Below are 25,744 nucleotides of genomic sequence, written 5' to 3'. Positions count from 1 at the left end.
TTACGCCTCGACGAATCCGCCCGCCCGCAGCGCCTCCTCGACGGCGGCGTCGTCGTGGACGACCGCGGAGACGGCGCGCGCGATCCCCTCGGGGTCGTCGTGCTGGAAGATCGACCGCCCCATCGACACGCCGGCGGCGTCGCCGTCCATGGCGCCGCGGACCATCTCCACCGTCTCGCGGTCGGTCCCCTTCGAACCGCCGGCGATGACGACCGGGAGCCGGGTCGACTCCGTCACGCGTTCGAAGGAGTCGCCGTCGCCGGAGTAGCCCGTCTTCACCACGTCTGCGCCGAGCTCCTCGGCGAGCCGGACGGCGTGCCCGAGCGCCTCCGGGTCCGACTCGTCGACGCCCGGCCCGCGCGCGTACGCCATCGCGAGGACTGGAAGCCCGAGCCGCTCGGCGTCGGCCGTCAGCTCGGCGAGCTCCTCGATCTGGTCCGGCTCGTGGTCGGAACCGACGTTGATGTGGAAGGAGACGGCGTCGGCGCCGGCGCGGACCGCGTCCTCCGCGGTGCCGGTGACGCGCTTGTCGCTCTCGTCGGGCCCGATCGTCGTCGACCCGTTGAGGTGGACGATGTAGCCCGCGTCGTTCTTGTTCTCGTGGACGCGGGGCGCGATCCCGCGCTGGGTGAGCACCGCGTCCGCGCCGCCGCTCGTGACGCCGTCGATCGTCGACTCGATGTCGACGAGCCCCTCGACGGCGCCCATCGTGATCCCGTGGTCCATCGGGACGATGAGGTATCGGTCGTTCGTGGAGATGCGGTCGAGTCGTGCCGAGAGTCCTGCTGTCATTGTGGGGTGGGTCGTTGTGTGAGTCTGTGGCAATCGGAGGTAAGTCGGTTTCGTTCGGGGACGTATTGTACCGTTCCGGTCCGGAGCGGCTCAGGCGGACTCGACGGCCTCGGTCCGCGAGCGGTAGCCGCGCCTGGCGCCCTCCTTCAGCTCGCGGGAGAGCACCTCCAGCCGGTCGGCGACCTCGTCGGTCGACAGGTCCTCGGCGACGCCCTCGGCGACCACGTCGACGAGCGCCGAGCCGACGATGATCCCGTCGGCGCCGCCCGCGACGATGCGCTCGGCGTGCTCGCCGGTCGAGATGCCGAAGCCGACCGCCTTCGGCACGTCGTACTCGCGGAGCCGGTCGAGGCTCTCCGTGGTCTGGTCGGAGACGTCGTCGCGGGCGCCGGTCGTTCCCAGCCGCGCCTGGACGTACACGTAGCCGGAGACGTTCTCCATCATGCGGTCCAGTCGGTCGCCGCGCGTCGTCGGCGCGACGATGAAGACGAGGTCGAGCCCGAACTCGTCGCACGCCTCGCGCAACGGGTCCGCCTCCTCGGCCGGCAGGTCCGGGACGACGAGCCCCTGAATGCCGGCCGCGGCGGCGCGCTCGACGAAGGGGCGCGGCCCCTCGCCCTCGCCGTACTGGTAGATGAGATTGTAGTACGTCATACACACCAGCGCGGCGTCGACGTCGAGCTCCTCCGCGAACTCGAAGAAGCGAGTGGGCGTCATCCCCGCGTCGAGCGAGCGGACGAGCGCCTCCTGGATCGTCGACCCCTCGGCGATCGGCTCGGAGAAGGGGAGGCCGAGCTCGATCACGTCGGCGCCGCCGCGGTCGAGCGCCTCGACGTACGCCTTCGACGACTCGTAGTCGGGGTCGCCGACGACGAGGTACGGGACGTAGGCGGGGCCGTCGGCGAACGCGGCGGCGATGGCGTCGGAGTTGGCCATCTACATCCCCTCCGTGAACATCGACATGTCGGGCGCGTTCGGCACGTCCCGCTGGTCCGTCTCCTCGATGGCGGCGTCGAGGTCCTTGTCGCCGCGGCCGGAGACGTTCACGACCACGCGCTCGCCGAGCTCCTCGTGGTGCTCCTCGAGGAAGCCGAACGCGTGGGCCGTCTCCAGCGCGGGGATGATGCCCTCGGTGTTCGAGAGCCGGTGGAACCCCTCCAGCGCGGCGTCGTCGTCGACGGCGACCGGGCTCACGCGCCCCTCGTCGACGAGGTACGCGAGCTCCGGCCCGACGCCGGCGTAGTCGAGCCCGGAGGAGACGGAGTGGCTCTCCATGATCTGCCCGTCCGAGTCCTGGAGGAGCTTCGTCCGCGCCCCGTGGAGGACGCCCTCCTCGCCGGCGTACAGCGACGCGGAGTTGGGCGCGACGCCCGCCGCCTCGTCGACTTCGAGCGTGGAGCCGCCGGCCTCGACCGCGTGGAGCGCGACGGACTCGTCGTCGACGAACTCGGCGAACGTCCCCATCGTGTTGGAGCCGCCGCCCGCGCAGGCGACCACGTCGGTCGGGAGCCCGCCCGTCTTCTCGATCGCCTGCTCGCGGGCCTCCTCGGAGATGACCGCTTGGAAGTCGCGGACCATCACCGGGAACGGGTGCGGACCGACGATAGACCCGATCACGTAGTGGGTGTCCTCGACCGTCTCGGCCCAGTCACGCATCGTCTCGGAGATGGCCTCTTTCAGCGTCCCGCGGCCCGTCGTGACCGGCTTCACCTCGGAGCCGTTGAGCTTCATCCGGAACACGTTGGGGCGTTGGCGGTTGATGTCGCGTTCGCCCATGTAGATCGTACAGGGCATGTCGAGGTGGGCGGCCGCCATCGCGGTCGCGGTGCCGTGCTGGCCGGCGCCGGTCTCCGCGATGATGCGCTCCTTGCCCATGTACTTCGCCAAGAGGACCTGGCCGAGCGCGTTGTTCAGCTTGTGGGCGCCGCCGTGGAGCAGGTCCTCGCGCTTGAGGTACACCTCGGTGTCGTAGCGCTCCGAGAGCCGGTCGGCGCGCTGGAGCGGCGTCGGCCGCCCGCCGAAGTCGGCGAGCCGCTCGCGGAACTCGTCCATGAAGCCGTCCTCGTTGTTCAGGACGTAGCGCTCGTACGCGTCGGCCAGCTCTTCGATCGCGGGCATCAGCGCCTCGGGGACGTACTGGCCGCCGTAGCGGCCGAACTTCCCGTCGTCGCGGCCGCGCTCGCGGCCCGGTCGCCGCGAGGGCGCCGTGTCGTTCGGTTCCTCCGTCGTCCGCGTGTCGGTCTCGCTCATGTGGGTGTCTCCGTGGTGTCTCGGGTGCCGCTTTCGCCGCTCGCATCGTCCTCGTCGTCGGCTGCGTCGTACGCGTCCCCCTCCGCGGCGCCGTCACCGTCCGCCTCCGCCCGCACCAGTTCGCGCGTGTTCGCTTCCACGTCGCCGTCCATGATCGCGCTGCCGACGAGCAGGGCGTCTGCGCCCGCCGTCCGCATCCGGCGGACGTCCGCCGGCGAGCCGATGCCGCTCTCGGCGATCAGCGTGGCGTCGTCCGGGACGTGGGGCGCCACGGACTCGAAGGTTCCGAGGTCGACGACGAGTTCCGCGAGGTCCCGGTTGTTCACGCCGATCGTCGTCGCGCCCGCGTCGACCGCGCGCTCCAGCTCCTCGTGGTCGTGGACCTCCACGAGGACCTGAAAGCCGCGGTCGCGCGCCGCGGCGAGCAGGTCCGGGAGGTCGTCGCCGACGAACCGCGCGATCAGGAGGACGACGTCGCTCTCGACGGCGTCCAGCTGCGCCTCGTCGACGACGAAGTCCTTCCGAAGGACCGGCACGTCGACGGCTTCGCGCACGCGTCCGAGCGTGTCGACGCTCCCGCCGAAATGTTCCGGCTCGGTGAGCACGCTCAGCGCGACCGCCCCGCCGGCGACCATCCCCTCCGCGAGCGCGACGGGGTCGTCCTCGCGGCTGCCCTCGGTCGTCGGGCTCGTCGGCTTCACCTCGGCGATCACCGGAACGCGCCCGTCGGCCTCGGCACGCTCGAACGCGGCCTCGAGGTCGCGCGGCGCGACCGAGACGGCCTCTCCGGCCTCCGCGGCCGCGTCAGCCCGGTCCCGTGCGGCGGACAGGATCGATCTGACCGCTGGCGCCAGCTCGTCTGGATCGTCCATTACTATACACTAATGTACGTATCTGTTCATAAGACTTGCGGGGACCGGACCGACCCACTCGGCTCCCGGCCGGCGGCGCGAACCGGTCCTGCGGGAGACATTTTAAGTAAGCAACCCTACCAATGAAGGGTATGAGTGTATCGGGCACGTCCGGCGTTTTCGCCCGCGAGTTCGACGCCATCGACCGGACAGTCCAGGTGGGTTTCGCGGGGGGCCGCGTCATCTCGGTGTCGTTTCCCGCCGAACCGCCGGGAGACGCAGACGGCGACCACGACCTGTTGGACCGGATCGACGCGTACCTCGGCGGCGAGCGCGACGAGTTCGCCGAGGTGGCGCTCGGCCTCACCGTGCCGACGGATCAGCGGGAGGTGTTGGAGGCGCTCCGGAGCGTCCCGTACGGCGAGGAGGTCTCAGTGAGCCGGCTCGCACGGCTCTGCGGATTTGATCCCGACGACCCTGACGACTTGGAGACCGTGACCGGCGCGCTCAATGACAACCCGATCCCGGTCCTGCTTCCGGACCACCGGGTGAGCGGCGGGCCGTACGCGACCCCGGGCGACGTCCGGGGCGAGTTCCGGCGCGTGGAGGGACTGTAGTCCGTTCTGGCCGGATTAACCGCTCAGATATCGAAGTCGGGCGTGTCGAACGCGCCCTCGTCGGCGTCGACGTCGTAGCGCTCGATCCCGGTGAGCGCCAGATCGAGCGTCGCCGCGGCGTCCCACCGGCCCGTGTTGATGACGAGGTCGTAGATGGACCGGTCCGACAGGTCGACGCCGTAGTAGGACTTGTAGCGCTGCTCCTCGATGACCTCGCGCACCTGCATCTCGGAGGTCATCTCCTCGCGCTCGGCCGTGCGGTCGGCGCGGACCTCGTCCGGGGCGTCGAGCCAGATCCGGATGTCGGCGCGGTTGCCGGCGATCCAGCCCGCGAGCCGCGACTCCAGCACGAACGCCTTGTTCACGGCGCCCCACTTCTCGGCGATGCGGCGGAGCCGCTGGTCGAGCGCCCGGTCTATCTCTTCGGATTCGCCGGTCTCCGCGATCAGCTGTGAGAGGCTCATGTCCCGCTCGGCCGCGATCTCGCGGAACAGCTCGCCGCCGGAGACGTAGCCGCAGTCGAGCGCCTCGGCGATCCCCTCGACGAGCGTCGTGGCCCCGCAGCCCGGCGGGCCGGAGACGGTGATGAACAGGTTCCGGTCGATCCGTCGGTCGGGCTCCGGCGAGGTGCCGCTCATGCGTGTTGCGCCACGGAAGGCCGTCGGATAAACGGGTCGGTTGCGCGAATTTCCGCGGAACCGACGGAGCTGGGGTCGGTTGCGCGAACGCCTCACGAGGATCGACGCAACGGATTTCCCTTCCCGAGCCCTCGTGAACGTCGTGAGCGAGACCACGGACCGCGGCGACGAGGCCGCCGCGCGGGCGCTCCTCAGAGACGCGGTCGAGCGCGGCGCGATCGCGGACCCCGAGTTCGACCCGGAGACGGTCCCGATCGCCGACGCCGACGTCCTCGCCCGGCTCTCGCCGCCGGTCCGTCGCTGGTGGGTCGAGCGGTTCGGCGGGTACGTCGGCGAGAACGGCGGCTTCTTCACGCCGCCGCAGCGCGAGGCGATCCCCCACGTCGACGACGGCGAGAACTGCCTCGTCGCCGCGCCGACGGGCAGCGGGAAGACGCTCGCCTCCTTCCTCGCGGTCCTCGACGACCTCTTCGCCCGCGACCGCGCCGGCGAGCTGGAGAACTCCGTCTACTGCCTCTACGTGTCGCCGCTGAAGTCCCTCGCGAACGACATCGAGCGCAACTTGGAGGCCCCCTTAGAGGGGATCGGGGAGGCGGTCGCCGCGGCGGCGGCCGGCGGGACCGACGCGACGGACGACTCCGACGACGGCGGGGACGCATACGATCCCGGCGTCAGGCAGGCGATCCGCCACGGCGACACCTCGAAGGCGGACCGGCAGGCGATGCTCTCGGAGACGCCGCACGTCCTCAACACCACGCCGGAGACGCTGGCGATCCTGCTCAACTCGCCGAAGTTCAAGGAGAAACTGCGCACCGTCGAGTACGTGATCGTCGACGAGATCCACTCGCTCGCGGCGAACAAGCGCGGCACCCACCTCTCGGTGTCGCTGGAGCGGCTGACCGAGCTGGCGCGGAACGGTGAGCGGGAAGCAGAGACCGAGATCACCCGGATCGGCTGCTCGGCCACGGTCGAACCGCTCGACGGGATCGCCTCGTTCCTCGTCGGGCGCGAGCGCGTCGCCGGCGAGGTCGGCGCGGTCGACGGGTTCGAGACGCGCCCCTGTGAGGTGGTCGACGCGCGGTTCGCGCGGGAGTTCGACCTCGAACTCCGGACGCCCGCGGCCGACCTCATCCACACGCCGCGGTCGGCGGTGACCGACCGCTTCTACGAGTCGCTCCGCGAGCTGATCGAGTCCCACGAGAACACGCTGGTGTTCACGAACTCCCGGTCGGGCGCCGAGCGCACGCTCCAGGAGCTCCGGCAGCGGTTCGACTACGACGAGTCGGACTCGGGCTGTCACCACGGGAGCCTCGGCGAGGCCCAGCGGACGCGCGTCGAGGAGGGGCTGAAGTCGGGCGATCTCGACGTGGTGACCACCTCGACGAGCCTGGAGCTCGGCATCGACATGCCCCACCTCGACCTGGTGGTCCAGGTCGGCTCGCCGAAGTCGGTCGCGGCGCTGCTCCAGCGCGTCGGTCGCGCCGGCCACAGCCCCGGCGAGACCGTCGAGGGGCGGGTGTTCGCCCTCGACCGCGACGAGCTGATCGAGTGCGCGACGCTGCTCGCCCGCGCAGAGGACGGGTTCGTCGACCGCGTGTTCCCGCCCGAGGGCGCCTACGACGTCGCCGCCCAGCACGTCTACGGGATGGCCATAAACCGGGTCCGCCCCGACCGCGAGATTCGGGAGGTCCTCCGTCGGGCGCACCCGTACCGCGGCTTCGACGACGCGGCCTACGAGCGGCTGTTCCGGTACCTCACCGGCGACTACGACGGGCTGGAGGCGAAGAACGTCTACCCGAAGGTGTGGCGCGACGCCAACGACGCGCCGGACGGCGAGCACCATCACCCGGAGTTCCCCGTCGGCGAGCGGCTCGTAGGGAAGCGCGGGCGGCTCGCGCGCGTCATCTACATGACGAACGTGGGGACGATCCCCGACTCGTTCACCTGCGACGTGTTCACGCGCGACGACGAGTGGGTCGGCACCCTCGACGAGTCGTACCTCGACACGCTGGAGTCCGGCGACGTGTTCGCGCTGGGCGGCGAGCGGTTCGCGTTCCGCTACCGCCGCGGCTCGAAGGTGTACGTCGACCGCACGAGCGAGCGCCCGACGGTCCCCTCGTGGTTCGCCGAACGCCTCCCGCTGTCCGCGGACCTCGCCCGCGAGGTGTTGGCGTTCCAGGCCGAACTCCTCGACCGGCTGACCGGCGACGGTCCGAGCGCCGGTCCCGCCGCGGTCCGCGCGTGGCTCCGCGAGTTCCCCCTCGACGGGAACGCGGTCCGCGCGCTCGCCCGCATGTACGACGAGCAGGTCAGGTACGCGGGCCCGGGCTCGGTCTCGACGCCCGACCGCATCGTCGTCGAGGAGGAGCTCGACCGTAACGAGTACAAGCGTCGCTTCTACGTCCATTCGATCTACGGCCGCCGGTTCAACGACGGACTCTCGCGGCTCGTCGCGGCCGCGGTCGCGAACCGCACCGACGCCAACGTGGCGGTCGCGGTCGCGGACCGCGGGTTCTCGCTCGCGCTCCCGTTGAACCGCAAGGTCGACGTGGCGCAGATCCTCGCCGGCCTCGACCCGGAGACCGTCCGCGAGGACCTCCGCGAGGCCGTTCAGGGGACGGACCTCCTCCAGCGCTACTTCCGGATCAACGCCGGGCGCGCGCTCCTCATCCTCAAGCGCTACAAGGGGTACGAGAAGTCGGCCGCCGAGCAGCAGGTGTCCGCCGAGATGCTGCTGTCGTTCGCGGCCGATCTGGAGGAGTTCGCCGTGCTGGAGGAGACGTACCGCGAGCTGCTGGAGGACCGGCTGGACGTCGACGGGATCCGCGAGGCGGTCGGGCGGATCGCGACGGGCGACCTGGCGGTGGAACACCGCGTCGTCGACTCCCCGAGTCCGCTCGCGTTCGGACTCGCGACGCTCGTCGACTCCGACACCGTCATCGCCGACGACGAGTCGGCCGTCCTCCGGGAGTTCCACGCCCGCGTGATGGAGGAGATCGGCGAGGCGCCCCGGGGCGCCGGGAGCGACGAGGCCGGTGACTGCGGCGTCGGTGACCGCGATGCCGAACCGCCCGCGGACCGCTGATCGGACTGAGACGGCGGATCACGGCCGGATCGGCTCGGTCGGGAGCGGGTCGGGAAGCCCGTCCAAGATCAGCGTCGTGTAGTGGAGGAAGACGACCAGCGCCGCGAGCGACAGCAACAGGAGGAAAAGCAGGATCAGGCGCTCGTCGCTGCGGACGACCGCGGCGGTGTCCGCGAGGAACTCCGTCCGCGGGCGACGCTCGGGCATCGTCGACCGTTGCGCCCGCGTTCGCTTAAAAGTAGCCGGTGGGGCGGCGGAGCGGTCGATTCGGCCAACTCGCTCGCGGCCGCTCAGTCGTCCGAGGGCGACACGGGGGACCGGCCGAGCGGCTCGCCGTCGACGGGCTCGTCTGGGTTCGCGTCGACGGCGGCGTCGCTCAGCCCGAACTGGACGTCGACCTCGGCGTCCTCGCGAACGTGGACGGTACCGCGGTGGACCGCGATGGCGTCCGCGAGGTGAAGCCGCACGGCGTCGAGCAGCACCTCGGCTTCGAGGGGCTGGCCGCGGCGCTTGATCTCGTCGACGTCGGCGCCCGGCGGCACGTCGAACGCGCGCTGGGCGATGACCGGGCCCTGGTCGAGGTCGGTCGTGACGTAGTGAGCGGTGACGCCCGCGATGCGGACGCCGGCGTCCTTCGCCTGCCGGTACGCCTCGGCGCCGGGGAACGCCGGCAGCAGCGAGGGGTGGACGTTGATGATCCGGCCCTCGTACCGGAAGACGACCTCCGGAGAGAGGATGCGCATGTAGCGGGCCAAGGCGATGAGGTCCACGTCGTACTCGGCCAGGAGGTCGAGCAGGCGTCCCTCGTCGGTGTTGCCGTTGCCGTCGCCCACGTCGTAGAACGGCTTGTCGTAGCGCTCCGCGAGCGACCGGAGGTCGCCGCGGTTGCCGATGACGACGGGGATCTCCGCCTCGGCGTCGTCGTCGGCGAGCTCGCCGTTGGCCTCGGCCTCCAGGAGCGCCTCGGGCGCGTGCGTCTCCTTCGTGACGAGCAGCGCGACGCGGCGCGCGTCGCGGTCGCTCGGGAAGCGGACCTGGATGTCGACGTCGAGCTCGCGGCCGAGCTCGGCGAGCGCGCGGCGGAGCTCGCCGCGGGAGGTCTCCATCTCCGACGCGTCGACGCGGGTCGTCATCCGGAAGACGCCCTCGCGGACCGCCTGATCGAGGTCCTCGATGTTGATTCCCCGCTCGAACAGCAGGGAGGTGACCCGCGCGATGAGTCCGGTCTTGTCTCCTCCGACGACCGTGATCTCGGTCAGTTCGCGGGTCATGCGACGATCACCTCCGCGGGTTCGAGCGGCTGCATACACCGCACCCAACAGGCGGAGGGCTTTGCCCCTTTCGTTCCGCGCGGTCCCTGCCTCCCGCATGAACGACCGATCTGTATCCACGAACGTGCCTATAAACGGCGTTCCAAAACGGTTTTTACACACGACTCCGCACCAACGGGTATGACCGCGTACACGGCGACGGTGACGGTCCGGCTGAAGCGGGGCGTCCTCGACCCGGAGGCCGAGACGACCCAGCAGGCCCTCGAACGGCTCGGGTTCGAGCTGTCCGACCTCCGCTCGGCGGACCGGTTCGAGGTGGACCTCGACGCCGCCGACGCCGACGAGGCGGCCGACCGCGCCGACGAGATGGCCGAGCGGCTGCTCGCGAACCCCACGATCCACGACTACGACGTCGCGGTCGCGGAGCGATGACGGTCGCCGATTCGGCCGTTGCGGCCGCCCGCGGGAGGTGGGCGGCGTGACGGTCGCTGTCGTCCAGTTCGGCGGCTCGAACTGCGACCGCGACGCCGTCCGCGCCCTCGACCACCTCGGCGTCGACGCCGAGCGCGTCTGGCACGAGGACGGGCTCCCGGCCGACCCCGACGGGATCGTTCTCCCGGGCGGGTTCTCCTACGGCGACTACCTCCGCGCCGGCGCGATGGCCGCCCGAGCGCCCATCATGGAGGAGGTGCGGGACGCGGCCGACGACGGCGTCCCCGTGATCGGCATCTGTAACGGCGCGCAGATCGGTTCGGAGTCCGGGCTCACCCCCGGCGCGTTCACCACGAACGCCTCGGCGCGCTTCCAGTGCGAGCCGGTCCGCCTGCGCGTCGAGCGCGCGGACACGCCGTGGACCGCCGCCTACGACGAGGGCGACGTGATCGAGGTCCCCATCGCGCACGGCGAGGGGCGCTTCGAGATAAGCGAGGCGGCCCACGCCGACCTCGTCGCCGACGACCGCGTCCTGTTCCGTTACTGCGACGCCGACGGGAACGTCACGGACGCCGCCAACCCCAACGGCTCGACCGACAACGTCGCCGGCGTCCTCGGCGAGCGCGAGACGGTCGCCGTGCTGATGCCCCACCCCGAGCGCGCCACGTTCCCGGACCTCGGGCGCGGCACCGACGGCGCGGGGATCCTGCGGGCGTTCGCCTGAGTCGGCTCTCGGTTCGCCCGAGTCGGCTCTCGGTTACCGCGCTCGCGCGGCCTCTCCGGTCTGTTCCGTCTCCGTCGCCCTCGTAGCTGTCCCGCCCGTCTCCTCGCGCTCCAGTTCGCGTTCCACGGCTCGCTCGAACTCCGCCTCCGTGAGATCGCCGGCGGCATACGACTGCTGGAGGCGCTCGACCGGCGTCTCGTCGGGGGGGCTCGCGTCCGTGCCGTCGTCGCTCTCGCTCGCGAGCAGCTTGACCCCGAGGAGGCCCGCGGTGAGCAGTACCGCGACGGTGAGCAGCGCCACGAGGGGAAAGACGAACATCCAGCCGCCCATCCCGCCCGCCATCCCCGAACCGGCCATACCGCCCATCAGCGGCGCGACGGCGTCGAGAACGATCATGTGTAGTAATTACAATTCCGCAAGTAAATACACCACGCCCGTTCGCGGGTCGTGAGACCGCGCTCAGTCGTCGCGAGTCGACGGGTCGGTTCGCTCGCCGCCGTTCGGAAACGACGCTCGCGGCGTCCCCGCACGACTTTTGCGCCCGGCCGCCGAATCGGTCGGTGTGAACGCGCGACACATCGACCACGTCAACCTCCGGATTCCCGCGGACGGCGCCGACGCCGCCCGCGAGTTCTACGGCGAGCGGCTCGGCTTCGGCGTCGAGGACGCGCTGTACGCGGCCGGCGAGAAGCCCTTCTTCGACGTGCGGCTCTCGGCGACCGCGGTGATCCACCTCTGGCCGACCGAGGAGTTCGAGCGGCCGACGAAGACGAACTACGACCACGTCGCGGTCGTCGTCGAGGAGCCGCCCGAGGAGATAGAGCGCGAACTGGCCGAGGCCGGCGTCGAGGTCGAGAAGACCCTCGACTCGCCGCTCGGCGCGACCGGGGAGGCGGGCGCGGTGTACGTCAGGGACCCGTTCGGGTATCGGGTGGAACTGAAAGCCCGGGTGTGAATCCCTCTATGGACGAAGTACAGAATACTACCGAACGGATCGTACTGTTCCTCGACGAAAACGATGAATGTGCGTGGAAGGCGGCGACGATCACCGATCAACTCGATCTGGATACGGACGCCGTCAGTGCGATCCTTTCCCGATTGAAAGATCGTGAGCTCGTCCGTCACAAGGCGTCGTACTGGACGATCACCGATGACGAAGAACGACTCCAAGCCGCGTACCGACTTCACCGACACCACAAAAACGCAGATGGTCAGTACGGCGAGGAACGCTTGGAAGAGATACAAACGGAAGACATGGAAGAGATTTCGTGACAGTGTTCCTCCGCGGTCATCTGAACGGTTAGCAACGTTCCACTTTTAAGAGGGTGCGCACCGGAGATTCCGAAAAGATGGACGAGGAGACGGTGTCGGACTACGTCGAACGCTCCCTGTCGCTCGTCGAGTCGTCTCCGCAAATGGACGAGCAGAACACGCGGTCTCGACTGATTGATCCATTTATACGGGATGTTCTCGGATGGGACTTCTACTCCACTGAAATCGAGATGGAGTACTCTGTCCAGATGGGGTCTTCAAAAAAGAAGGTCGACTACGCCCTGTTCGCTGATGGATCTCCGGCTCTGTTCGTCGAAGCAAAAGGCTGTGACACGACGATCACCGACGCGTACGCCGACCAACTACGGAGCTATATGCGACAGGAATGGGTCGATTGGGGGCTACTCACGAACGGAAAGACGTTTGCCGTGTTTCGACTTAAAAAAGACGGCGCTACCCCTGACGTTGAACGTCTCGGAGAATCTGATCTCGCCGACCTCACCGCGAACGACTGGATGCTCGCCGCGCTCTCGAAGGAGTCGATTCAATCGGGTGCTTCGACGGAGATTTATCAGCGAGTGGAGCGTCGACGGCAAGCGATTTCGACGCTGTCAGAAGAGAAGGACGACATCGCGGATTCGATCCGTGAGACGGTCGTTGATCGAGTCGGCGAAGTTGTCTCCCAACCAGCTGAGTCGCTGTCGAAGACGCTCATAGACGATCTGATCGCGGAATTGGAACGAGATCAGAATGACAGTCGGGTGGACGATGAAACAGATACCCATTCGTCAGACCCCGCGACAACCACCGGACGTTCGGACGAATCTGGATCGTACGTCGTGGAACTCCTCACCGAAGCTGGGTCAACGTTCGTCAGCGGTGAGAGCCAGTCAGACGTTATGGAGGAGACCGTGGATCTCCTCGTCGAAAATCACGGTCTGATCGAAGCGTACGCACCACTTCCGTACGTTCCTGGACAAAAGATTGCGATGCTGAACGACGAGCCGAATCACCCGAACGGCGACGAGATGCGAACGTACCGGCAGGTCGGCGGCGATTACTACGTCTACACGTCATTAAACAAGAAAGACAAGAAACGCCATCTCCGAAATTTCGCCGACGCCTGCGGTGTCGACATAGACTTTACAGGCGAGTGGTAACCCCGCCCCGAACGGGTTCGCCCCGCCGAGCAACCCTCGCCCCGACGCGGTCGTTTAAGAGTCCCGAGCGACAGGGTCGGGTATGAGCGAACAGCAGCCGAGATCCGACGACGACGAGCGGCGTCGTCGCCGGGAGGACACGGACCGATTCGCCGGCGGGAAAGACGAGGAGCTGCGGAGCCGCGAGGTGACCGAGGGGCCGGACAAGGCGCCGCACCGCGCGATGTTCCGCGCAATGGGGTTCGACGACGAGGACCTCTCCTCGCCCATCATCGGCGTGCCGAACCCGGCGGCCGACATCACCCCGTGTAACGTCCACCTCGACGACGTGGCCGACGCCGCGCTCGACGGCATCGACGCCGCGGGCGGGATGCCCATCGAGTTCGGGACCATCACCATCTCCGACGCCATCTCGATGGGGACCGAGGGGATGAAGGCGAGCCTCATCTCGCGGGAGGTCATCGCGGACTCCGTCGAGCTCGTCTCCTTCGGCGAGCGCATGGACGCCCTCGTGACGGTCGCGGGCTGCGACAAGAACCTCCCCGGGATGATGATGGCCGCGATCCGGACGGACCTCCCCAGCGTCTTCCTCTACGGCGGCTCGATCATGCCCGGCCAGCACGACGGGCGCGACGTGACGATCGTCCAGGTGTTCGAGGGCGTCGGGACGTACGCGCAGGGCGACATGGACGCCGACGAGCTCGACGACTTGGAGCGCCACGCCTGCCCCGGCGCGGGCTCCTGTGGCGGGATGTTCACCGCGAACACGATGGCGTCGCTCTCGGAGGCGCTCGGGCTGGCGCCGCTCGGCTCCGCCTCGCCGCCCGCCGAGGACGAGGAGCGCTATGCGGTCGCCGAGCGCGCCGGCGAGTTGGCGATGGACTGTATCGAGAACGACCGCCGGCCCTCCGACATCCTCTCGCGGGAGTCGTTCGAGAACGCGATCGCGGCCCAGACCGCGATGGGCGGCTCGACGAACGCGGTGCTCCACCTGCTCGCGCTCGCGGGCGAGGCCGACGTCGACCTCTCGATCGAGGACTTCGACGAGATATCCCGCCGAACCCCGAAGATCGCGGACCTCCAGCCCGGCGGGAGCCGCGTGATGAACGACCTCCACGAGGTCGGCGGCGTGCCGGTCGTGCTCCGGCGTCTGCTGGAGGCCGACCTGCTCCACGGCGACGCGATGACGGTGACAGGTCGGACGCTCGCCGAGGAGATCGCGGAGTTGGAGGAGCGCGGCGAGCTCCCGGACGAGTCGGAGATCGAGGCCGACTTCCTCTACCCCGTCGACGACCCGAAGGAGGAGGAGGGCGCGATCAAAATCCTCGACGGCAACCTCGCGCCGGACGGCTCGGTGCTGAAGGTGACCGGCGACGACGAGTTCTACCACGAGGGGCCCGCCCGCGTGTTCGAGAACGAGGAGGACGCGATGGAGTACGTCCAATCGGGCGGTATCGAGTCCGGCGACGTGATCGTCATCCGGAACGAGGGGCCCCGCGGCGGGCCCGGGATGCGCGAGATGCTCGGCGTCACCGCGGCCGTCGTCGGCGCGGGCCACGAGGACGACGTGGCGCTGCTCACCGACGGCCGCTTCTCGGGCGGCACCCGCGGTCCGATGATCGGCCACGTCGCGCCCGAGGCTGCCGTCGGCGGGCCGATCGGGCTCATCGAGGACGGCGACCACGTCACCGTGGACATCCCCGAACGCGACCTGACGGTCGACCTCTCCGACGAGGAGCTCGACGAGCGCCGCGAGTCGTGGGACGCGCCCGAACCCCCCTACGAGGGCGGCATCCTCGCGAAGTACGGCCGCGACTTCGCTTCCGCCGCCGACGGCGCGGTGACGAACCCGCGGCTCACGCGCGACTTATAAACGAGACGGGCGTCCGTTTTTCGGATTTATATGTGCGGTGGCGCGTGCCTGCGAGCGGCCGCCGGTGGCGGCCGCGAGGAGCACGCGCGAGGGAGTCAGTCGCCGGAGCGAAGCGGAGGCGACTGACGAGGCTGGGGAGGGTTGAGGCTGCTGTGCGGGGCGGTGCGGGGCGGGACTCAAAGGGGCAGTCGTGAGGACGGCGCAGGCGACGTAAGCACCGCAAGGAGCGAGTGTAACGAGCGACTGAGGAGCGCAGCGAGCGTGCGCCGTCCTCACGACTGGGGCTTTGGAGGTATTCACCGTCGATCTGCGATCAGTCATCGCGGAGACCGTCGATGGATTCCGAATTCTATATCGAGAATTACTTGATCTACGCCTTGCCCGTTCCGCCGTCGGTCTTTGCGGTCTTCACCGACTCGGCGCGCCAGACGTTGCTGCGGCGGCCGGCGCGCGACAGTTCCATCTTCACGACCGAACCCACCGGTAGGTCCGCGACGCGCTCGCGGGCGTCCTCGTCTGCGTACTCGACGACGTGGTACGTCTCGTTGCGGGGATGGGCACGTACCGTGGTACATTCGTGATCGTTCTGTGCGGAAATGACGGTGTACGAGTTCGATTGTGACATCTTATCCGGCTATTGCTGGACACATTACTTTAATTCTCCGTATATTCACTACATGCGTGCTCGAAGTCGTAATACCGATATAAGGGATTAAAGTTCTGAAACGATCGTGATGGATAGGCCCTCGTTCGGCGGGCGGGGGCACACCGAACCGCCCGCGGACCACCATACCTATTTCCGCCGGCGGCGAACGCGAGCCATGGACCGAGGCGACGGGCCGGAGAGCGAACCGACCGCCGGCGGTGTGACGGATCCCGATACCGTGACGGACACCGACGCCGTGACGGCTGACGGCGAGACGGGCGCGGAAGGCGTGGCAGGCGCAGAAGGCGTGACGGACGCGACCGCCGGCGGCGTGGCGCTGTTCGTCGACGGCCCGAACGTGTTGCGCGAGGAGTTCGACGTCGACCTCGACGACGTGCGACTGGCGGCGGAGGCGGAGGGGCCGCTCGTCATCACCCGCCTCTACCTCGACGAGCACGCGACGCCGGGGCTGATCCAGGCCGCGGAGGCCCGCGGCTTCGAGGTCGTCATCACGAGCGGCGACGTGGACGTGAAGCTCGCGGTCGACGCCGCGCGGTTCGCCGCCGAGGGCCGAATGGACACCCTCGCGATCGCCTCCCGCGACACGGACTTCAAGCCGGTCGTCGAGACCGCGAACGGCTACGGGATCCGGACGCTCGCCATCGCGCCCGGCGAGTTCGGGCGCTCCGACGCGCTGCGGAACGCCGCCAACGGCTCCGTTACGCTTGACGGCGATACGAAGAGCGAGTCCGTGAGCGACGAGGACGAGACGACCGCGGAAACCTCTTCGACGCAGTAGCACTGAGAATCGAGCTCGATTAGAGATGTCGCGGATCGACGACGACCGCCTCCGAAGTCCCAGCCGCTTATTTATAACCGAATCACTGTATTCCGGAGAAGAGCACCTCCAAAGCCCCAGCCGCGAGGCGCTACGCGCCACGGGCAGCCGGCGGCTCCGCCGCCGGCGACTGCCCCTTTGAGTCCCGCCCCGCACAGCACCGCAGCCTCACACCTCCCCAACCTCGCCGCTCGCTCCCGCCGGTCGCTCGCGGCGTCCCTCGCACGCGCTCCTCGCGCCCATCGGGCGCTCGGAGGCGCGCGCCGACCGCACCGCCCTTATAAACCACCGGTGCCGCCGCTTTGCCACCGTTTAAATACTGTCTCGCGCCGGCCAGATCGGCTCACCGCCGCCTCCCACGCCGGAGCCGTCCTACCAGAAGGGCGCCGACGCCCCCCACGAGTCCCGCGCCGCCGACGAGGACGACGCCGGTCGCGACCCCGCCGTACCGCGCGGCCGCCGCGTCGATCGCCACCCGGATCCAGCCGAGGTCCGGCACCGCGAACAGCGCCTTCCCGGCGATCCACTCGTCGGGGACGACCGGCGCGATGCCGGCGCTCTGGTCGTACAGCTCGTTCGCGTCGCCGTACGTGACGTACCCGTCGTACGGCGCCGGACAGGTCGCGAGTTCGTCGCAGTCGCCCGCGAGGAGCTCCGGGTCCGCCCGGTCGGTCCAGTCCTCGCCGGCGTCGACGGGGAACGCCAGTCGGTGGAACACCGGTCTCCCACCGGCGCCCGGAACCGTGTAGACGACCACGTCGCCCGCCTCACCGAGGCGCGTCGGGGCGTCCGGGTCGGCGGCGGTCGAGAGGTCGCCCCACGGCGCGCGGTCGGTGTCCGTGACGACGACGAGGTCGCCGCGCTCGACGCCGGGCGCCATGCTGCCGCTCTCGACGGCGACGAACGGCGGCCACGTCCCGACGAGCGACCCGAGCAGGACCGCGATCAGGAGGACCGCGACCGCGGGCGCGACGAGACCGGTGCGATCGGGGCGACGGCTGCTCACGCCCGATACGGGGACCGGCGACCGCTTGAGGCTGTCGGCCGGGTCCGGCGATGACCGCGCCGGCCGCGACGCGCTCGCCGAGCGGACCGCCGATGTCACAAAGCCTTAGGTTCGTCCCGGTGAGGTGCGAGTATGACCGATCGCCTCCCTCCGCTCCACGACGCTCACGACGCGCGCGGCGCCAAGTTCACCGACTTCGGCGGCTGGCAGATGCCGGTCGAGTTCGACTCGATCCGGACGGAACACGCGGCCGTCCGCGAGTCCGTCGGCGTCTTCGACGTCTCGCACATGGGGGAGATCGAGGTGGCCGGCCCGGACGCGACAGCGCTGATGAACCGGCTCACGACCAACGACGTGACCTCGCTCGACCCCGGCGACTCCCAGTACGCCGCGATCACGAACGAGGCGGGCGTGATGCTCGACGACACGGTCGTCTACCGACTTCCGGACGGCACCGCGGCCGGCGAGGGGGCCGCGTCGCTCGCGGACTTGGAGGACGCCCACGGCGGCGACCTCGACGCGCCGAGCGGCGACCCCGCCTACCTCTTCGTGCCGAACGCGGGCCACGACGAGCAGATGGAGGACCGCTGGACCGCGCACCGCGACGATTGGGACCTCGACGCGACCGTCGCGAACGCCACCGACGACTGGGCGATGCTCGCGGTCCAGGGCCCCGACGCGGCCGACGCCCTCGACGAGGCCACGCCGCGCGACCGCGTCGTCGACCTCTCGAAGTTCGAGGCGACGGCGGCGGCCGTGGCGGACACCGAGAGCTGGGTGGCGCGCACCGGCTACACCGGCGAGGACGGCTTCGAGGTGATGTGCCCCGCCGGCGCCGCCGAGGCCGTCTGGGACGCGTTCGTCGACGCGCCGCGCGAGGCGCAGCCGTGCGGGCTCGGCGCGCGAGACACGCTCCGCACCGAGATGGGGTTCCTGCTCTCCGGACAGGACTTCAACCCCGAGAACGAACCCAGAACGCCCTACGAGGCCCGGATCGGGTTCGTCGTGAAGCTCGACACGGAGTTCGTCGGCCGCGACGCCTTGGAGGCCCAGAAGGAGCAAGGCGTCGACGAGAAGTTCGTCGGCGTCCGCCTCCGCGAGCGCGGCGTGCCCCGCGGCGGCTACGCGGTCACCGACGGCGACCTCACCCGCGTCGGGAAGCTCACCTCCGGGACGATGAGCCCGACGCTCGACGAGCCGATCGGACTCGGCTACCTCCACGAGTCGTACGCCGACGCCGGCGCCGAGGTAAGCGTCGTCGTGCGGGGCGACGAGAAGCGCGCCGAGGTCGTGATCCCGCCGTTCCTCGATCGGTGAGGGTTGTCAGCAAGGACCGAGCAACCCTCATGAGACCGGCCCGAGAAGCGCCGGTATGGCACCGACTGATCCCGCGAGCGACGCGACCGGCGCACCGGAGTCCGACCTCGCCGTCGCGCGAGCGACCGATCCCCGCCCGATCGAGGACGTCGCTGCCGACCTCGGTCTCTCAGCCGACGACGTCGAGCGCCGCGGCGATGGCGTCGCGAAGCTCACGCACGCGGCGGTGCGCGAGGCCGTCGGCGGCGCCGCGGGCGCTGGCGACGGGGCGAGCGCGGCCGACGCGCCGGGCGAACTCGACGGGACGACCGTCCTCGTGACCGGGATGTCGCCCACCCCGAAGGGGGAGGGGAAGACGGTTACGACCGTAGGGCTCGGCCAGGGCCTCGCGGAGCTGGGCGAGCGGACCGCGGTCGCCGTGCGCGAGCCGTCGCTCGGCCCGGTCTTCGGGATCAAGGGCGGAGCGGCCGGCGGGGGCTACTCGCAGGTCTTGCCGATGGAGGCGATCAACCTCCACTTCACCGGCGACATCCACGCGCTGACGTCGGCGCACAACCTCCTCGCGGCCGCGCTCGACAACCGCCTCCATCAGGGGAACGACGCGGAGATCGACGCGCGGCGGGTCCACTGGCCGCGCGCGCTCGACGTCAACGACCGCGCGCTCCGCGAGACGGTCGTCGGCCTCGGCGGGACGACGAGCGGCGTCCCCCGTGAGGACGAGTTCGTGATCACCGCCGCCTCGGAGCTGATGGCGGTCCTCGGGCTGGCGTCCGACCTGGAGGATTTAAAAGCGCGGATCGGTCGCATCGTCCTCGCCGTCGACGCGGACGGCGAGCCGGTGACGCCGGACGACCTGGGCGTGACCGGCGCCGCGGCCGCGCTGCTCCGCGACGCGTTCCGTCCGAACCTCGTCCAGACGGTCGAGGGCGTTCCGGCGTTCGTCCACGGCGGCCCCTTCGCGAACATCGCGCACGGGACGAACACGCTCGTCGCGGACCGAGTCGGCACCGCGCTCGCCGACTACCTCGTCACCGAGGCGGGCTTCGGCGCCGACCTCGGCGCGGAGAAGTTCGGCAACATCGTCGCGCGGGAGGGGATGGTCCCCGACGTCGCGGTCGTGGTCGCCACCGTCCGCGGCGCGAAGCGCCACGGGCTGGAGATGTGGCCGACCGACTTCGACGCCCTCGCGGAGCCGGACCCCGACGCGGTCCGCGCCGGCGTCGACAACGTCGCGAAACACGTCTCGATCGCCGAGTCGTTCGGGATCCCGACGGTCGCCGCGATCAACGTGTTCGGCGACGACACGGAGGCGGAACTGGCGGCGCTGGAGGAGGCGATCGCTGACCGCGGGATCCCGGTCGCGCGCTCGACCGCCTACCGCGACGGCGGCGCGGGCGCGACCGACCTGGCCGAGCTCGTCCGCGAGCGCGCCGGGACGGGGTCGTTCTCGCCGCTGTACGACGTCGACGCGCCGATTCGAGAGAAGATCGAGACCGTCGCCCGCGAGGTGTACGGCGCCGCGGGCGTCGAGTACGTCGACGGCGCGGCCGACGACGTCGAGCGCGTCGAGGGGTGGGGGTACGGCGACCTGCCCGTCTGCCTCTCGAAGACCCCGTACTCGCTGTCCGGCGACGCCGCGCGGACCGGGGTGCCGGAGGGGTGGACGCTGACGATCCGCGAAGTGACCCCCTCGGCGGGCGCCGGCTTCGTCGTCGCGAAGACCGCCGACGTGATGACGATGCCGGGGCTCCCCGCCGAGCCCGCCGCCGAGGACATCGACGTCGACGCCGACGGCGACGTGACCGGGCTGTTCTGAGGCGGCGACCCTCGCGGCGCCCTCGGGGAGACGGCGCCCGCGCCCCGTCGATCGGCCTACTCCCCGACGCGCTCCTTCCGCTTGTCGACCACTTCCACGTCCGCGATCCGCGTGTCGGGATACCCCCCGTCGGCGTCCTTCTCGGCGGCCTTGACCATGTCCCAGACGGTGTTGAGGCCGGTCGTGACGCCCTCGAGCGCCTCCATCTCGCAGCCCGTCTTCCCGGTGGTCTCGACGGCGACGGTCAGTTCTATCCGGTCGTCGCCGACAGAAAATTCGGTGTCGACGTTCGTGATGGGGATCTGGTGGCACATCGGGATCGTCTCCCAGGTGTGTTTCACGGCCTGGACCGCGCCGATCCGGGCGGTCGCGAGCACGTCCCCCTTCTCGACCGCGTCGGCCTCGACCGCTGCGACCGTCTCCGGCGTCAGCCGGATCTCGCCGCGGGCGACCGCGCGCCTGTTGCTGTCGGGCTTCGCGCCGACGTCGACCATCTGGACGTCGCCGGACTCGTCGGTGTGGGTCAGCGCGTCCGCGCCGGCGGGCTCCGCGCCCGCTCCGTCGGCCCCCCTGTCGGCGCTGCCTTCCTCCTCACTCATTACGCATCGCCTCCGGCAGCCGGTCGGGTAAGTCCGTCGCCACCAGCCCGGCACCGTTCGCTTCCGCGGCCGCGTCGCCCGCGCGACCGACGACGTACGCGCCGACCGCGGCCGCGCGGAACGGGTCGGTCACGGCCGCCAGCGCGCCGACCGTCCCCGCCAACACGTCTCCGGTCCCGCCGACCGTCATTCCGGGGTTGCCGGTGCGGTTCAGCCGGGCGCCGTCGGCGTCGGCGATCACGTCGACCGCGCCCTTCACGAGCAGCGCGTGGCCCAGTTCGGCCGCGAACTCGCGGACCAGTTCCGCGCGCTCGTCGGGCTCTTCCGCCGTCTCGCCGCCCATACCGACGAGTTCGCCTTGGTGGGGCGTACAGATCAGTTCGGCGTCGGTGTCGACGTCGGGGACGACTCGGAGCGCGTCCGCGTCGACGACCGCGCGCCCCTCGAACGCCGTCAGGAACTCGCGGACGAACGCCTCGGTCCCGTCGCCGCCCCCGAGCCCAGGTCCGAGGACGACGACGTCGTTCTCCGCCGCGAGCGACGCGACTCGGTCCGCGTGAGCGGGCCCGACGCGGTCGCCGGGCAGCGCGCGGACGATGAGGTTCGGCGAGAACCCCTGGACCGCGCCGGCGACGGACTCGGGACACGCCACGCGGACGAGGTCGGCGCCCGCGCGGAGGGCGGCGAGCGCGGACAGCGTCGGCGCGCCGGTGTACGGCCCCCCGCCGACCACCAGCACCTCGCCGTTCTCGCCCTTGTGGGAGTCCGGGTCGCGGTCGATCCCGAGCAGGTCGCCCGGGCCGGTGAACCGCTCCGCGGCGGCCGGGATCCCGATGTCAGCGACCGTGACGGCGGCGTCTAGCGAGTCCAGTCCTGGCTTCTCGTCGTGGAACGTCACCACGCGGTCGGCGTGTACGGCGACGGCGCCCTCGTCGGCGTCGACGGAGGTCTCCCCCGAACCGCCGGTCGGATCCCCGGTGTCGGCGTCGATACCGGAGGGGACGTCGACCGCGATCACGGTCGCGTCGCTCGCGTTGATCACGGCGGCCGCGGTCCGTTCCGGCTCCCGGAGCCCGCCCGAGATTCCGGAGCCGAGCATCGCGTCGACGACGACGTCCGGGTCGTCGCCGTCGGGGCCGGTGAGGTTGAGGCCGCGAGAGTCGGCGACGGCCTCGCGCGGAATCTCCGCGCTTTCGAGCGCGTCCCAGTTCTCTCGCGCGATATCGGTCCGGATCGTCTCGGGGCGACCGAGCAGGGAGACGGTCACGTCGTACCCCTTCAGGAACCGCGCCGCGACGAGCGCGTCGCCGCCGTTGTTCCCGCGGCCGCAGACGAGCGCGACGGTCGCCCCGGGGTCCGCGACGGCTCGCACCTCGCGGGCGACCGCGTTGCCGGACGACTCCATCAGCTGTTTGCGGGGCACGCCGAGCGCGGCCGCGTTGGCGTCGACGGCCGCCATGCGGTCGGTCGTGATCATAGTCGTCGGTTCGGGCGCCGAGGGATTAAGCGGGCGGGGTCGGGTCGTGCCGCCCGCTGGCGGGCCCGGAGCGCGGTCTCGAGAAATGAAAATGTTGAAGCGGTCAGGTGGTGAAGTCCGCGAATGACCGTGGTACTCGCAGTAGCCGTCGGCGCGGACGACGACCCGAGCCCCGCCCCGATCGGCGCAGTCCCCGCCGACAGGCCTCTCCGCGGCGGCCCCGGCCGCCGGCAGCCCCCCAACCGCCAGACGCGACCATGAACATCGGCTTCTTCACCGACAGCTACTTCCCCGGCATCGACGGCGTCACCTACACCATTCAGGCGTGGCGCGACCGCCTCGAGTCCCGGGGCCACGACGTGTACGTCGTGTATCCGGAGAGCAGCCACGAGCCCGACGAGCGCGAGATACCGGTCCCCTCGCTGCCGAACCCCTTCTACCGACAGTACCGCCTCCCGACCTACCGCCGCCTGTCGACGCTTCCCGACCTCGACGTGGTCCACTGTCACGGCCCGGCGTCGACCGGCCTGATGGGACTTCGGTACGCGAAGCGGTACGGTGCGACCTCCGTGTACACCCACCACACCCCCGTCGAGGACTACTTCGTTCAGGGGCTCAAGTCGGAGCGGCTCGCCTCGCTCGCCGGGCGGGCGTACGTGGCCTACGAGAACCGCTTTTTGAACGCCTTCGACTGCGTCACGGCATCCACCTCGCGGATCCGCCGCGACGTGGAGCCGTACCGGCTCCCGGTCGGGATCGAGATGGACCGGTTCCGGCCGCGCGAGGGGGCCCGGGTGGCCGCGCTCGCGACCGACGGCGGCCCGACCGCGGCCGACGCGCCGGTAGTCGGGTACAGCGGCCGGATGACCCACAAGAAGAACGTCGACGAGACGCTCCGGCTCGCCGAGCGGCTGCCCGAGGTCCGGTTCGAACTCGTCGGCGAGGGGCCCGTCCGCGCGGAGCTGGAGGCGGACGCGCCGGAGAACGTCCGGTTCCACGACTTCCTCCCCCGGGAGGAGCTCCCCGACTTCTACGCCGCCCTCGACGTCTTCCTCACGGCGTCGACCTGCGACACGCTCGGGCTCTCGACGCTGGAGGCGAACGCCTGCGGCACCCCGGTGGCCGCCGCGGACGTCGCGCCGTTCGACGAGACGATCGGTCCCGAGAACGGCGCGCGGTTCGCGCTCGGCGACCTCGACGACATGGAGCGCGCGGTCCGCGACTGCCTCGACGGCGACAGGGACACCCGCGCGGCCGTCGAGCGGTTCTCTGTGGAACAGACGATAGACGAACTCGAATCGATATACGGGGTGGCCGGGTAGATGGGCGCGGACAACGTCGACGCGTTCCAGCGGTTCATCTTCTCGGTGCCGCGACTCCGGATTCAGGCGGTCGCGCTCGTCCTCCTCAGCGCCGTGTACGGCGTCGCCACGTTCGCCGGAATCCGGCTCTTCACGCCGTTCGCTCCCGACCCGTCGCGGATCGTTCCGGTCGCCGCCCTCATCTTCCTGATCCCGTTCGTCGTCGCCGCGGAGCTGTTCCCCCGCGTCCTCGACGGCTACCCGCGGCCGTGGAGCTACTTCCTGGCGCTCACCTCGCAGTTCGTCCTGTTCGTGTACGCGCTGGTGCTCACCGGCGCGAACAACGTCGGGAACGCCTGGAGCATCATCTGGCTGAGCTTCATCACGCTGTACCTGATCAACATCCTGGTGCTCGTCGTCTCGACGGGCATCGACCGCTCCGACCGGATCCTCCTCGTGTCGCTCGTCGAGCCGGCGGCGCTCATCACCGCGTTCTACGCGCTGGGCGGCAGCGACCTCGGCTTTTCGACGTACCGCCACGTGTTCGCGTTCGCGTCGCTGCTCATCGCGGCCGGCTTCCTCGTGCTGGTCCTCCTCGTCGTCGACTACCTGATCAAGAGCAACACCGACGTCTCGGCGTTCGCGCTCACCTCCGGGCTCCTCCGGAACGACCGCGAGTCACTCGATCTCGGCGTCGAGGCCCGCCCGTCCGTCGAGACGTTCGCCGTCGACAACGGGGACCGGCTCACGGTCGCGGCCCCGTGGGTCCACCCGGGCCCCCTCGGCGGCTTCGGCGGCGGCCAGCTGAGCGGAAACCTGATCGACGCGCTGAACGACGGCCGCGAGGCCGACGGGGGCGAGCGCGACCGCGACGAGGCCGCGACCGACGGCGGCGTCGGGGTCGCCGCTGACGGCTCGGCCGGGTTCTTCTTCCACGTACCGTGTACGCACAAGGAGGACCTCTCGAACCCGGCGGACGCGGAGCGGATCCTCGACGCGGTCGCGGCGCCGGAGCGGACCGAACGCACGTCCCGGCTCGTCACGGAGTCGTACGGCGAGCGAGAGGGGTACGCCGACGTGCGGTTCCACGGCCGCCGGATCGGCGACAAGGAGGTGATCGTCCTCCACGGCGAGGGGATCGACGACTACGACACCGGCGTGTTCATGCGCGACGTCGACAACGACGAGGTGCTGTTGATCGACCAGCACAGACACGACATCCAGAACGGCCCCGACGTGGAGATCCAGTACGGCTCCGCCGAGGCCGACCGCCTGAAGCGCGCGTTCGACGAGTTCCGCGAGCGCCTCGCGGACGCCGAGCTCGCGGACGACTACGCCGCCGGGTTCGCCGTGACGCGGACCGGCCAGGACGCGCTGGCGATGGTCGAGGCCGTCGACGGCCAGGAGGTGCTCTGGATCGGGGTCGACACGAACGGACTCACCCCGGACGTGCGGGCGACCGCCGACGCCTACCGCGAGGAGTTCGACGCGGTGATCCCCTTCTCGACGGACACCCACGCGTCGATCCACGAGCTGGCGAACATGCGCGAGTCCGACGTCGACGCCATCGAGCGCGCGGTCGACCGCGCCGTCGACGACGTCGCGCCCGCGACGGTGGGATTCGAGAGCCGCCGCACGGAGCCGGTGAAGCTCCTGAAGAACGACTACAACGGGCTCGTGTTCAGCGTCAACATCCTCATCCGCCTGACGATCATCTCGCTCGTGACGCTGTACGCGCTGCTCGTGCTGTGGCTGTTCTTCTGAACCAGGGCCAGCGCC

At 70.1% G+C, this 25,744-nt stretch carries 25 protein-coding genes; 13 read left to right on the top strand and 12 right to left on the bottom strand.

Annotated features, from left to right (window positions below; all coding sequences use genetic code 11):
• From C470_RS01775 to trpC, 4 genes are all read right to left on the bottom strand, one after another.
• The gene (locus C470_RS01775; RefSeq protein ID WP_004595802.1) at positions 1-792 is read right to left on the bottom strand and encodes a 2-amino-3,7-dideoxy-D-threo-hept-6-ulosonate synthase; all 792 of its coding nucleotides are present in this window, start codon (positions 790-792) and stop codon (positions 1-3) included.
• Positions 793-882: 90 nt separating this feature from the next.
• Positions 883-1,728 (bottom strand): tryptophan synthase subunit alpha, encoded by an 846-nt coding sequence (gene trpA, locus C470_RS01770; protein ID WP_008364819.1) that lies wholly within the window; start codon positions 1,726-1,728, stop codon positions 883-885.
• Positions 1,729-3,042 (bottom strand): tryptophan synthase subunit beta, encoded by a 1,314-nt coding sequence (trpB, locus tag C470_RS01765; protein WP_008364817.1) that lies wholly within the window; start codon positions 3,040-3,042, stop codon positions 1,729-1,731.
• Positions 3,039-3,914, bottom strand: a complete 876-nt coding sequence (gene trpC, locus C470_RS01760; RefSeq protein WP_008364815.1) for an indole-3-glycerol phosphate synthase — start codon at positions 3,912-3,914, stop codon at positions 3,039-3,041. The genes trpB and trpC overlap by 4 nt, the downstream gene beginning before the upstream one ends.
• Before the next feature lie 131 nt (positions 3,915-4,045).
• Here trpC and C470_RS01755 point away from each other — a divergent pair, with 131 nt between their 5' ends.
• Positions 4,046-4,510, top strand: a complete 465-nt coding sequence (locus tag C470_RS01755) for an MGMT family protein (RefSeq protein ID WP_008364813.1) — start codon at positions 4,046-4,048, stop codon at positions 4,508-4,510.
• A gap of 23 nt (positions 4,511-4,533) precedes the next feature.
• Here C470_RS01755 and cmk read toward each other — a convergent pair whose 3' ends face one another.
• Positions 4,534-5,148 (bottom strand): (d)CMP kinase, encoded by a 615-nt coding sequence (cmk, locus tag C470_RS01750; protein ID WP_004595797.1) that lies wholly within the window; start codon positions 5,146-5,148, stop codon positions 4,534-4,536.
• Positions 5,149-5,281: 133 nt separating this feature from the next.
• Between cmk and C470_RS01745 the strand changes: the two genes are divergently transcribed.
• Entirely contained in the window at positions 5,282-8,233 is a 2,952-nt protein-coding gene (locus tag C470_RS01745) for an ATP-dependent helicase (protein ID WP_008364812.1), read from the top strand.
• Positions 8,234-8,251: 18 nt separating this feature from the next.
• On the opposite strand, the gene C470_RS01740 is transcribed toward C470_RS01745, so the two are convergent.
• Both C470_RS01740 and C470_RS01735 read right to left on the bottom strand, forming a co-directional pair.
• Entirely contained in the window at positions 8,252-8,440 is a 189-nt protein-coding gene (locus tag C470_RS01740) for a hypothetical protein (protein WP_007344611.1), read from the bottom strand.
• Positions 8,441-8,523: 83 nt separating this feature from the next.
• Positions 8,524-9,504, bottom strand: coding sequence for a formyltetrahydrofolate deformylase (locus C470_RS01735; RefSeq protein WP_008364810.1), 981 nt, complete (start codon positions 9,502-9,504; stop codon positions 8,524-8,526).
• Between the two features lie 180 nt (positions 9,505-9,684).
• On the opposite strand from C470_RS01735, the gene purS reads away from it, so the two are divergent.
• Positions 9,685-9,936 (top strand): phosphoribosylformylglycinamidine synthase subunit PurS, encoded by a 252-nt coding sequence (gene purS / locus C470_RS01730; protein WP_004595793.1) that lies wholly within the window; start codon positions 9,685-9,687, stop codon positions 9,934-9,936.
• 46 nt (positions 9,937-9,982) lie between these two features.
• Positions 9,983-10,660, top strand: coding sequence for a phosphoribosylformylglycinamidine synthase I (gene purQ / locus C470_RS01725; RefSeq protein WP_008364808.1), 678 nt, complete (start codon positions 9,983-9,985; stop codon positions 10,658-10,660).
• A 33-nt stretch (positions 10,661-10,693) separates the two neighbouring features.
• Here purQ and C470_RS01720 read toward each other — a convergent pair whose 3' ends face one another.
• On the bottom strand, positions 10,694-11,056 hold the full coding sequence (locus C470_RS01720; protein ID WP_008364805.1) for a hypothetical protein: 363 nt from the start codon (positions 11,054-11,056) through the stop codon (positions 10,694-10,696).
• A gap of 166 nt (positions 11,057-11,222) precedes the next feature.
• Here C470_RS01720 and C470_RS01715 point away from each other — a divergent pair, with 166 nt between their 5' ends.
• From C470_RS01715 to ilvD, 4 genes are all read left to right on the top strand, one after another.
• The gene (locus C470_RS01715) at positions 11,223-11,615 is read left to right on the top strand and encodes a VOC family protein (RefSeq protein WP_008364802.1); all 393 of its coding nucleotides are present in this window, start codon (positions 11,223-11,225) and stop codon (positions 11,613-11,615) included.
• Between the two features lie 8 nt (positions 11,616-11,623).
• Complete coding sequence (locus tag C470_RS01710) at positions 11,624-11,932, top strand: hypothetical protein (RefSeq protein WP_008364801.1); 309 nt, start codon at positions 11,624-11,626, stop codon at positions 11,930-11,932.
• A gap of 77 nt (positions 11,933-12,009) precedes the next feature.
• Positions 12,010-13,092 (top strand): type I restriction enzyme HsdR N-terminal domain-containing protein, encoded by a 1,083-nt coding sequence (locus C470_RS01705; RefSeq protein WP_007993278.1) that lies wholly within the window; start codon positions 12,010-12,012, stop codon positions 13,090-13,092.
• An 82-nt stretch (positions 13,093-13,174) separates the two neighbouring features.
• Entirely contained in the window at positions 13,175-14,965 is a 1,791-nt protein-coding gene (gene ilvD / locus C470_RS01700) for a dihydroxy-acid dehydratase (protein WP_008364798.1), read from the top strand.
• Between the two features lie 370 nt (positions 14,966-15,335).
• Here the strand turns inward: ilvD and C470_RS01695 are convergent, their stop codons facing one another.
• The gene (locus tag C470_RS01695) at positions 15,336-15,590 is read right to left on the bottom strand and encodes a hypothetical protein (protein WP_007343981.1); all 255 of its coding nucleotides are present in this window, start codon (positions 15,588-15,590) and stop codon (positions 15,336-15,338) included.
• Between the two features lie 196 nt (positions 15,591-15,786).
• Here C470_RS01695 and C470_RS01690 point away from each other — a divergent pair, with 196 nt between their 5' ends.
• Positions 15,787-16,410 carry an NYN domain-containing protein gene (locus C470_RS01690; protein WP_008364796.1) on the top strand — a complete coding sequence of 208 codons (624 nt, stop codon included), beginning with the start codon at positions 15,787-15,789 and terminating at the stop codon, positions 16,408-16,410.
• Positions 16,411-16,792: 382 nt separating this feature from the next.
• Here the strand turns inward: C470_RS01690 and C470_RS01685 are convergent, their stop codons facing one another.
• Positions 16,793-17,455, bottom strand: coding sequence for a S26 family signal peptidase (locus tag C470_RS01685; protein ID WP_049908510.1), 663 nt, complete (start codon positions 17,453-17,455; stop codon positions 16,793-16,795).
• Positions 17,456-17,587: 132 nt separating this feature from the next.
• Between C470_RS01685 and gcvT the strand changes: the two genes are divergently transcribed.
• Together gcvT and C470_RS01675 are read left to right on the top strand one after the other, a co-directional pair.
• On the top strand, positions 17,588-18,772 hold the full coding sequence (gene gcvT / locus C470_RS01680; RefSeq protein ID WP_008364793.1) for a glycine cleavage system aminomethyltransferase GcvT: 1,185 nt from the start codon (positions 17,588-17,590) through the stop codon (positions 18,770-18,772).
• A gap of 55 nt (positions 18,773-18,827) precedes the next feature.
• Positions 18,828-20,588 (top strand): formate--tetrahydrofolate ligase, encoded by a 1,761-nt coding sequence (locus C470_RS01675; RefSeq protein WP_008364791.1) that lies wholly within the window; start codon positions 18,828-18,830, stop codon positions 20,586-20,588.
• 56 nt (positions 20,589-20,644) lie between these two features.
• On the opposite strand, the gene moaC is transcribed toward C470_RS01675, so the two are convergent.
• Both moaC and C470_RS01665 read right to left on the bottom strand, forming a co-directional pair.
• Positions 20,645-21,187, bottom strand: a complete 543-nt coding sequence (gene moaC, locus C470_RS01670) for a cyclic pyranopterin monophosphate synthase MoaC (RefSeq protein ID WP_008364788.1) — start codon at positions 21,185-21,187, stop codon at positions 20,645-20,647.
• Positions 21,180-22,664 (bottom strand): bifunctional ADP-dependent NAD(P)H-hydrate dehydratase/NAD(P)H-hydrate epimerase, encoded by a 1,485-nt coding sequence (locus C470_RS01665; protein WP_008364787.1) that lies wholly within the window; start codon positions 22,662-22,664, stop codon positions 21,180-21,182. Before C470_RS01665 ends, moaC begins: the two co-directional genes overlap by 8 nt.
• A gap of 257 nt (positions 22,665-22,921) precedes the next feature.
• On the opposite strand from C470_RS01665, the gene C470_RS01660 reads away from it, so the two are divergent.
• The gene (locus C470_RS01660; RefSeq protein WP_004595781.1) at positions 22,922-23,986 is read left to right on the top strand and encodes a glycosyltransferase; all 1,065 of its coding nucleotides are present in this window, start codon (positions 22,922-22,924) and stop codon (positions 23,984-23,986) included.
• Positions 23,987-25,729 (top strand): DUF2070 family protein, encoded by a 1,743-nt coding sequence (locus C470_RS01655; protein WP_008364784.1) that lies wholly within the window; start codon positions 23,987-23,989, stop codon positions 25,727-25,729.
• Positions 25,730-25,744 lie beyond the last annotated feature (15 nt).

Origin of the sequence: Halorubrum distributum JCM 13561, from assembly GCF_000337395.1 — an archaeon.
Classification (GTDB): Archaea; Halobacteriota; Halobacteria; order Halobacteriales; family Haloferacaceae; genus Halorubrum; species Halorubrum distributum.
This window is presented reverse-complemented; position numbering and strand designations above follow the sequence as displayed.

Bases quoted from the DNA above. Each gene is read 5' to 3' on its own strand.
- C470_RS01775 (WP_004595802.1), bottom strand. From the start codon at position 792: ATGACAGCAGGACTCTCGGCACGACTCGACCGCATCTCCACGAACGAC.
- trpA (WP_008364819.1), bottom strand. From the start codon at position 1,728: ATGGCCAACTCCGACGCCATCGCCGCCGCGTTCGCCGACGGCCCCGCC.
- trpB (WP_008364817.1), bottom strand. From the start codon at position 3,042: ATGAGCGAGACCGACACGCGGACGACGGAGGAACCGAACGACACGGCG.
- trpC (WP_008364815.1), bottom strand. From the start codon at position 3,914: ATGGACGATCCAGACGAGCTGGCGCCAGCGGTCAGATCGATCCTGTCC.
- C470_RS01755 (WP_008364813.1), top strand. From the start codon at position 4,046: ATGAGTGTATCGGGCACGTCCGGCGTTTTCGCCCGCGAGTTCGACGCC.
- cmk (WP_004595797.1), bottom strand. From the start codon at position 5,148: ATGAGCGGCACCTCGCCGGAGCCCGACCGACGGATCGACCGGAACCTG.
- C470_RS01740 (WP_007344611.1), bottom strand. From the start codon at position 8,440: ATGCCCGAGCGTCGCCCGCGGACGGAGTTCCTCGCGGACACCGCCGCG.
- C470_RS01735 (WP_008364810.1), bottom strand. From the start codon at position 9,504: ATGACCCGCGAACTGACCGAGATCACGGTCGTCGGAGGAGACAAGACC.
- purS (WP_004595793.1), top strand. From the start codon at position 9,685: ATGACCGCGTACACGGCGACGGTGACGGTCCGGCTGAAGCGGGGCGTC.
- C470_RS01720 (WP_008364805.1), bottom strand. From the start codon at position 11,056: ATGATCGTTCTCGACGCCGTCGCGCCGCTGATGGGCGGTATGGCCGGT.
- C470_RS01710 (WP_008364801.1), top strand. From the start codon at position 11,624: ATGGACGAAGTACAGAATACTACCGAACGGATCGTACTGTTCCTCGAC.
- C470_RS01705 (WP_007993278.1), top strand. From the start codon at position 12,010: ATGGACGAGGAGACGGTGTCGGACTACGTCGAACGCTCCCTGTCGCTC.
- ilvD (WP_008364798.1), top strand. From the start codon at position 13,175: ATGAGCGAACAGCAGCCGAGATCCGACGACGACGAGCGGCGTCGTCGC.
- C470_RS01695 (WP_007343981.1), bottom strand. From the start codon at position 15,590: ATGTCACAATCGAACTCGTACACCGTCATTTCCGCACAGAACGATCAC.
- C470_RS01690 (WP_008364796.1), top strand. From the start codon at position 15,787: ATGGACCGAGGCGACGGGCCGGAGAGCGAACCGACCGCCGGCGGTGTG.
- gcvT (WP_008364793.1), top strand. From the start codon at position 17,588: ATGACCGATCGCCTCCCTCCGCTCCACGACGCTCACGACGCGCGCGGC.
- C470_RS01675 (WP_008364791.1), top strand. From the start codon at position 18,828: ATGGCACCGACTGATCCCGCGAGCGACGCGACCGGCGCACCGGAGTCC.
- moaC (WP_008364788.1), bottom strand. From the start codon at position 21,187: ATGAGTGAGGAGGAAGGCAGCGCCGACAGGGGGGCCGACGGAGCGGGC.
- C470_RS01665 (WP_008364787.1), bottom strand. From the start codon at position 22,664: ATGATCACGACCGACCGCATGGCGGCCGTCGACGCCAACGCGGCCGCG.
- C470_RS01660 (WP_004595781.1), top strand. From the start codon at position 22,922: ATGAACATCGGCTTCTTCACCGACAGCTACTTCCCCGGCATCGACGGC.
- C470_RS01655 (WP_008364784.1), top strand. From the start codon at position 23,987: ATGGGCGCGGACAACGTCGACGCGTTCCAGCGGTTCATCTTCTCGGTG.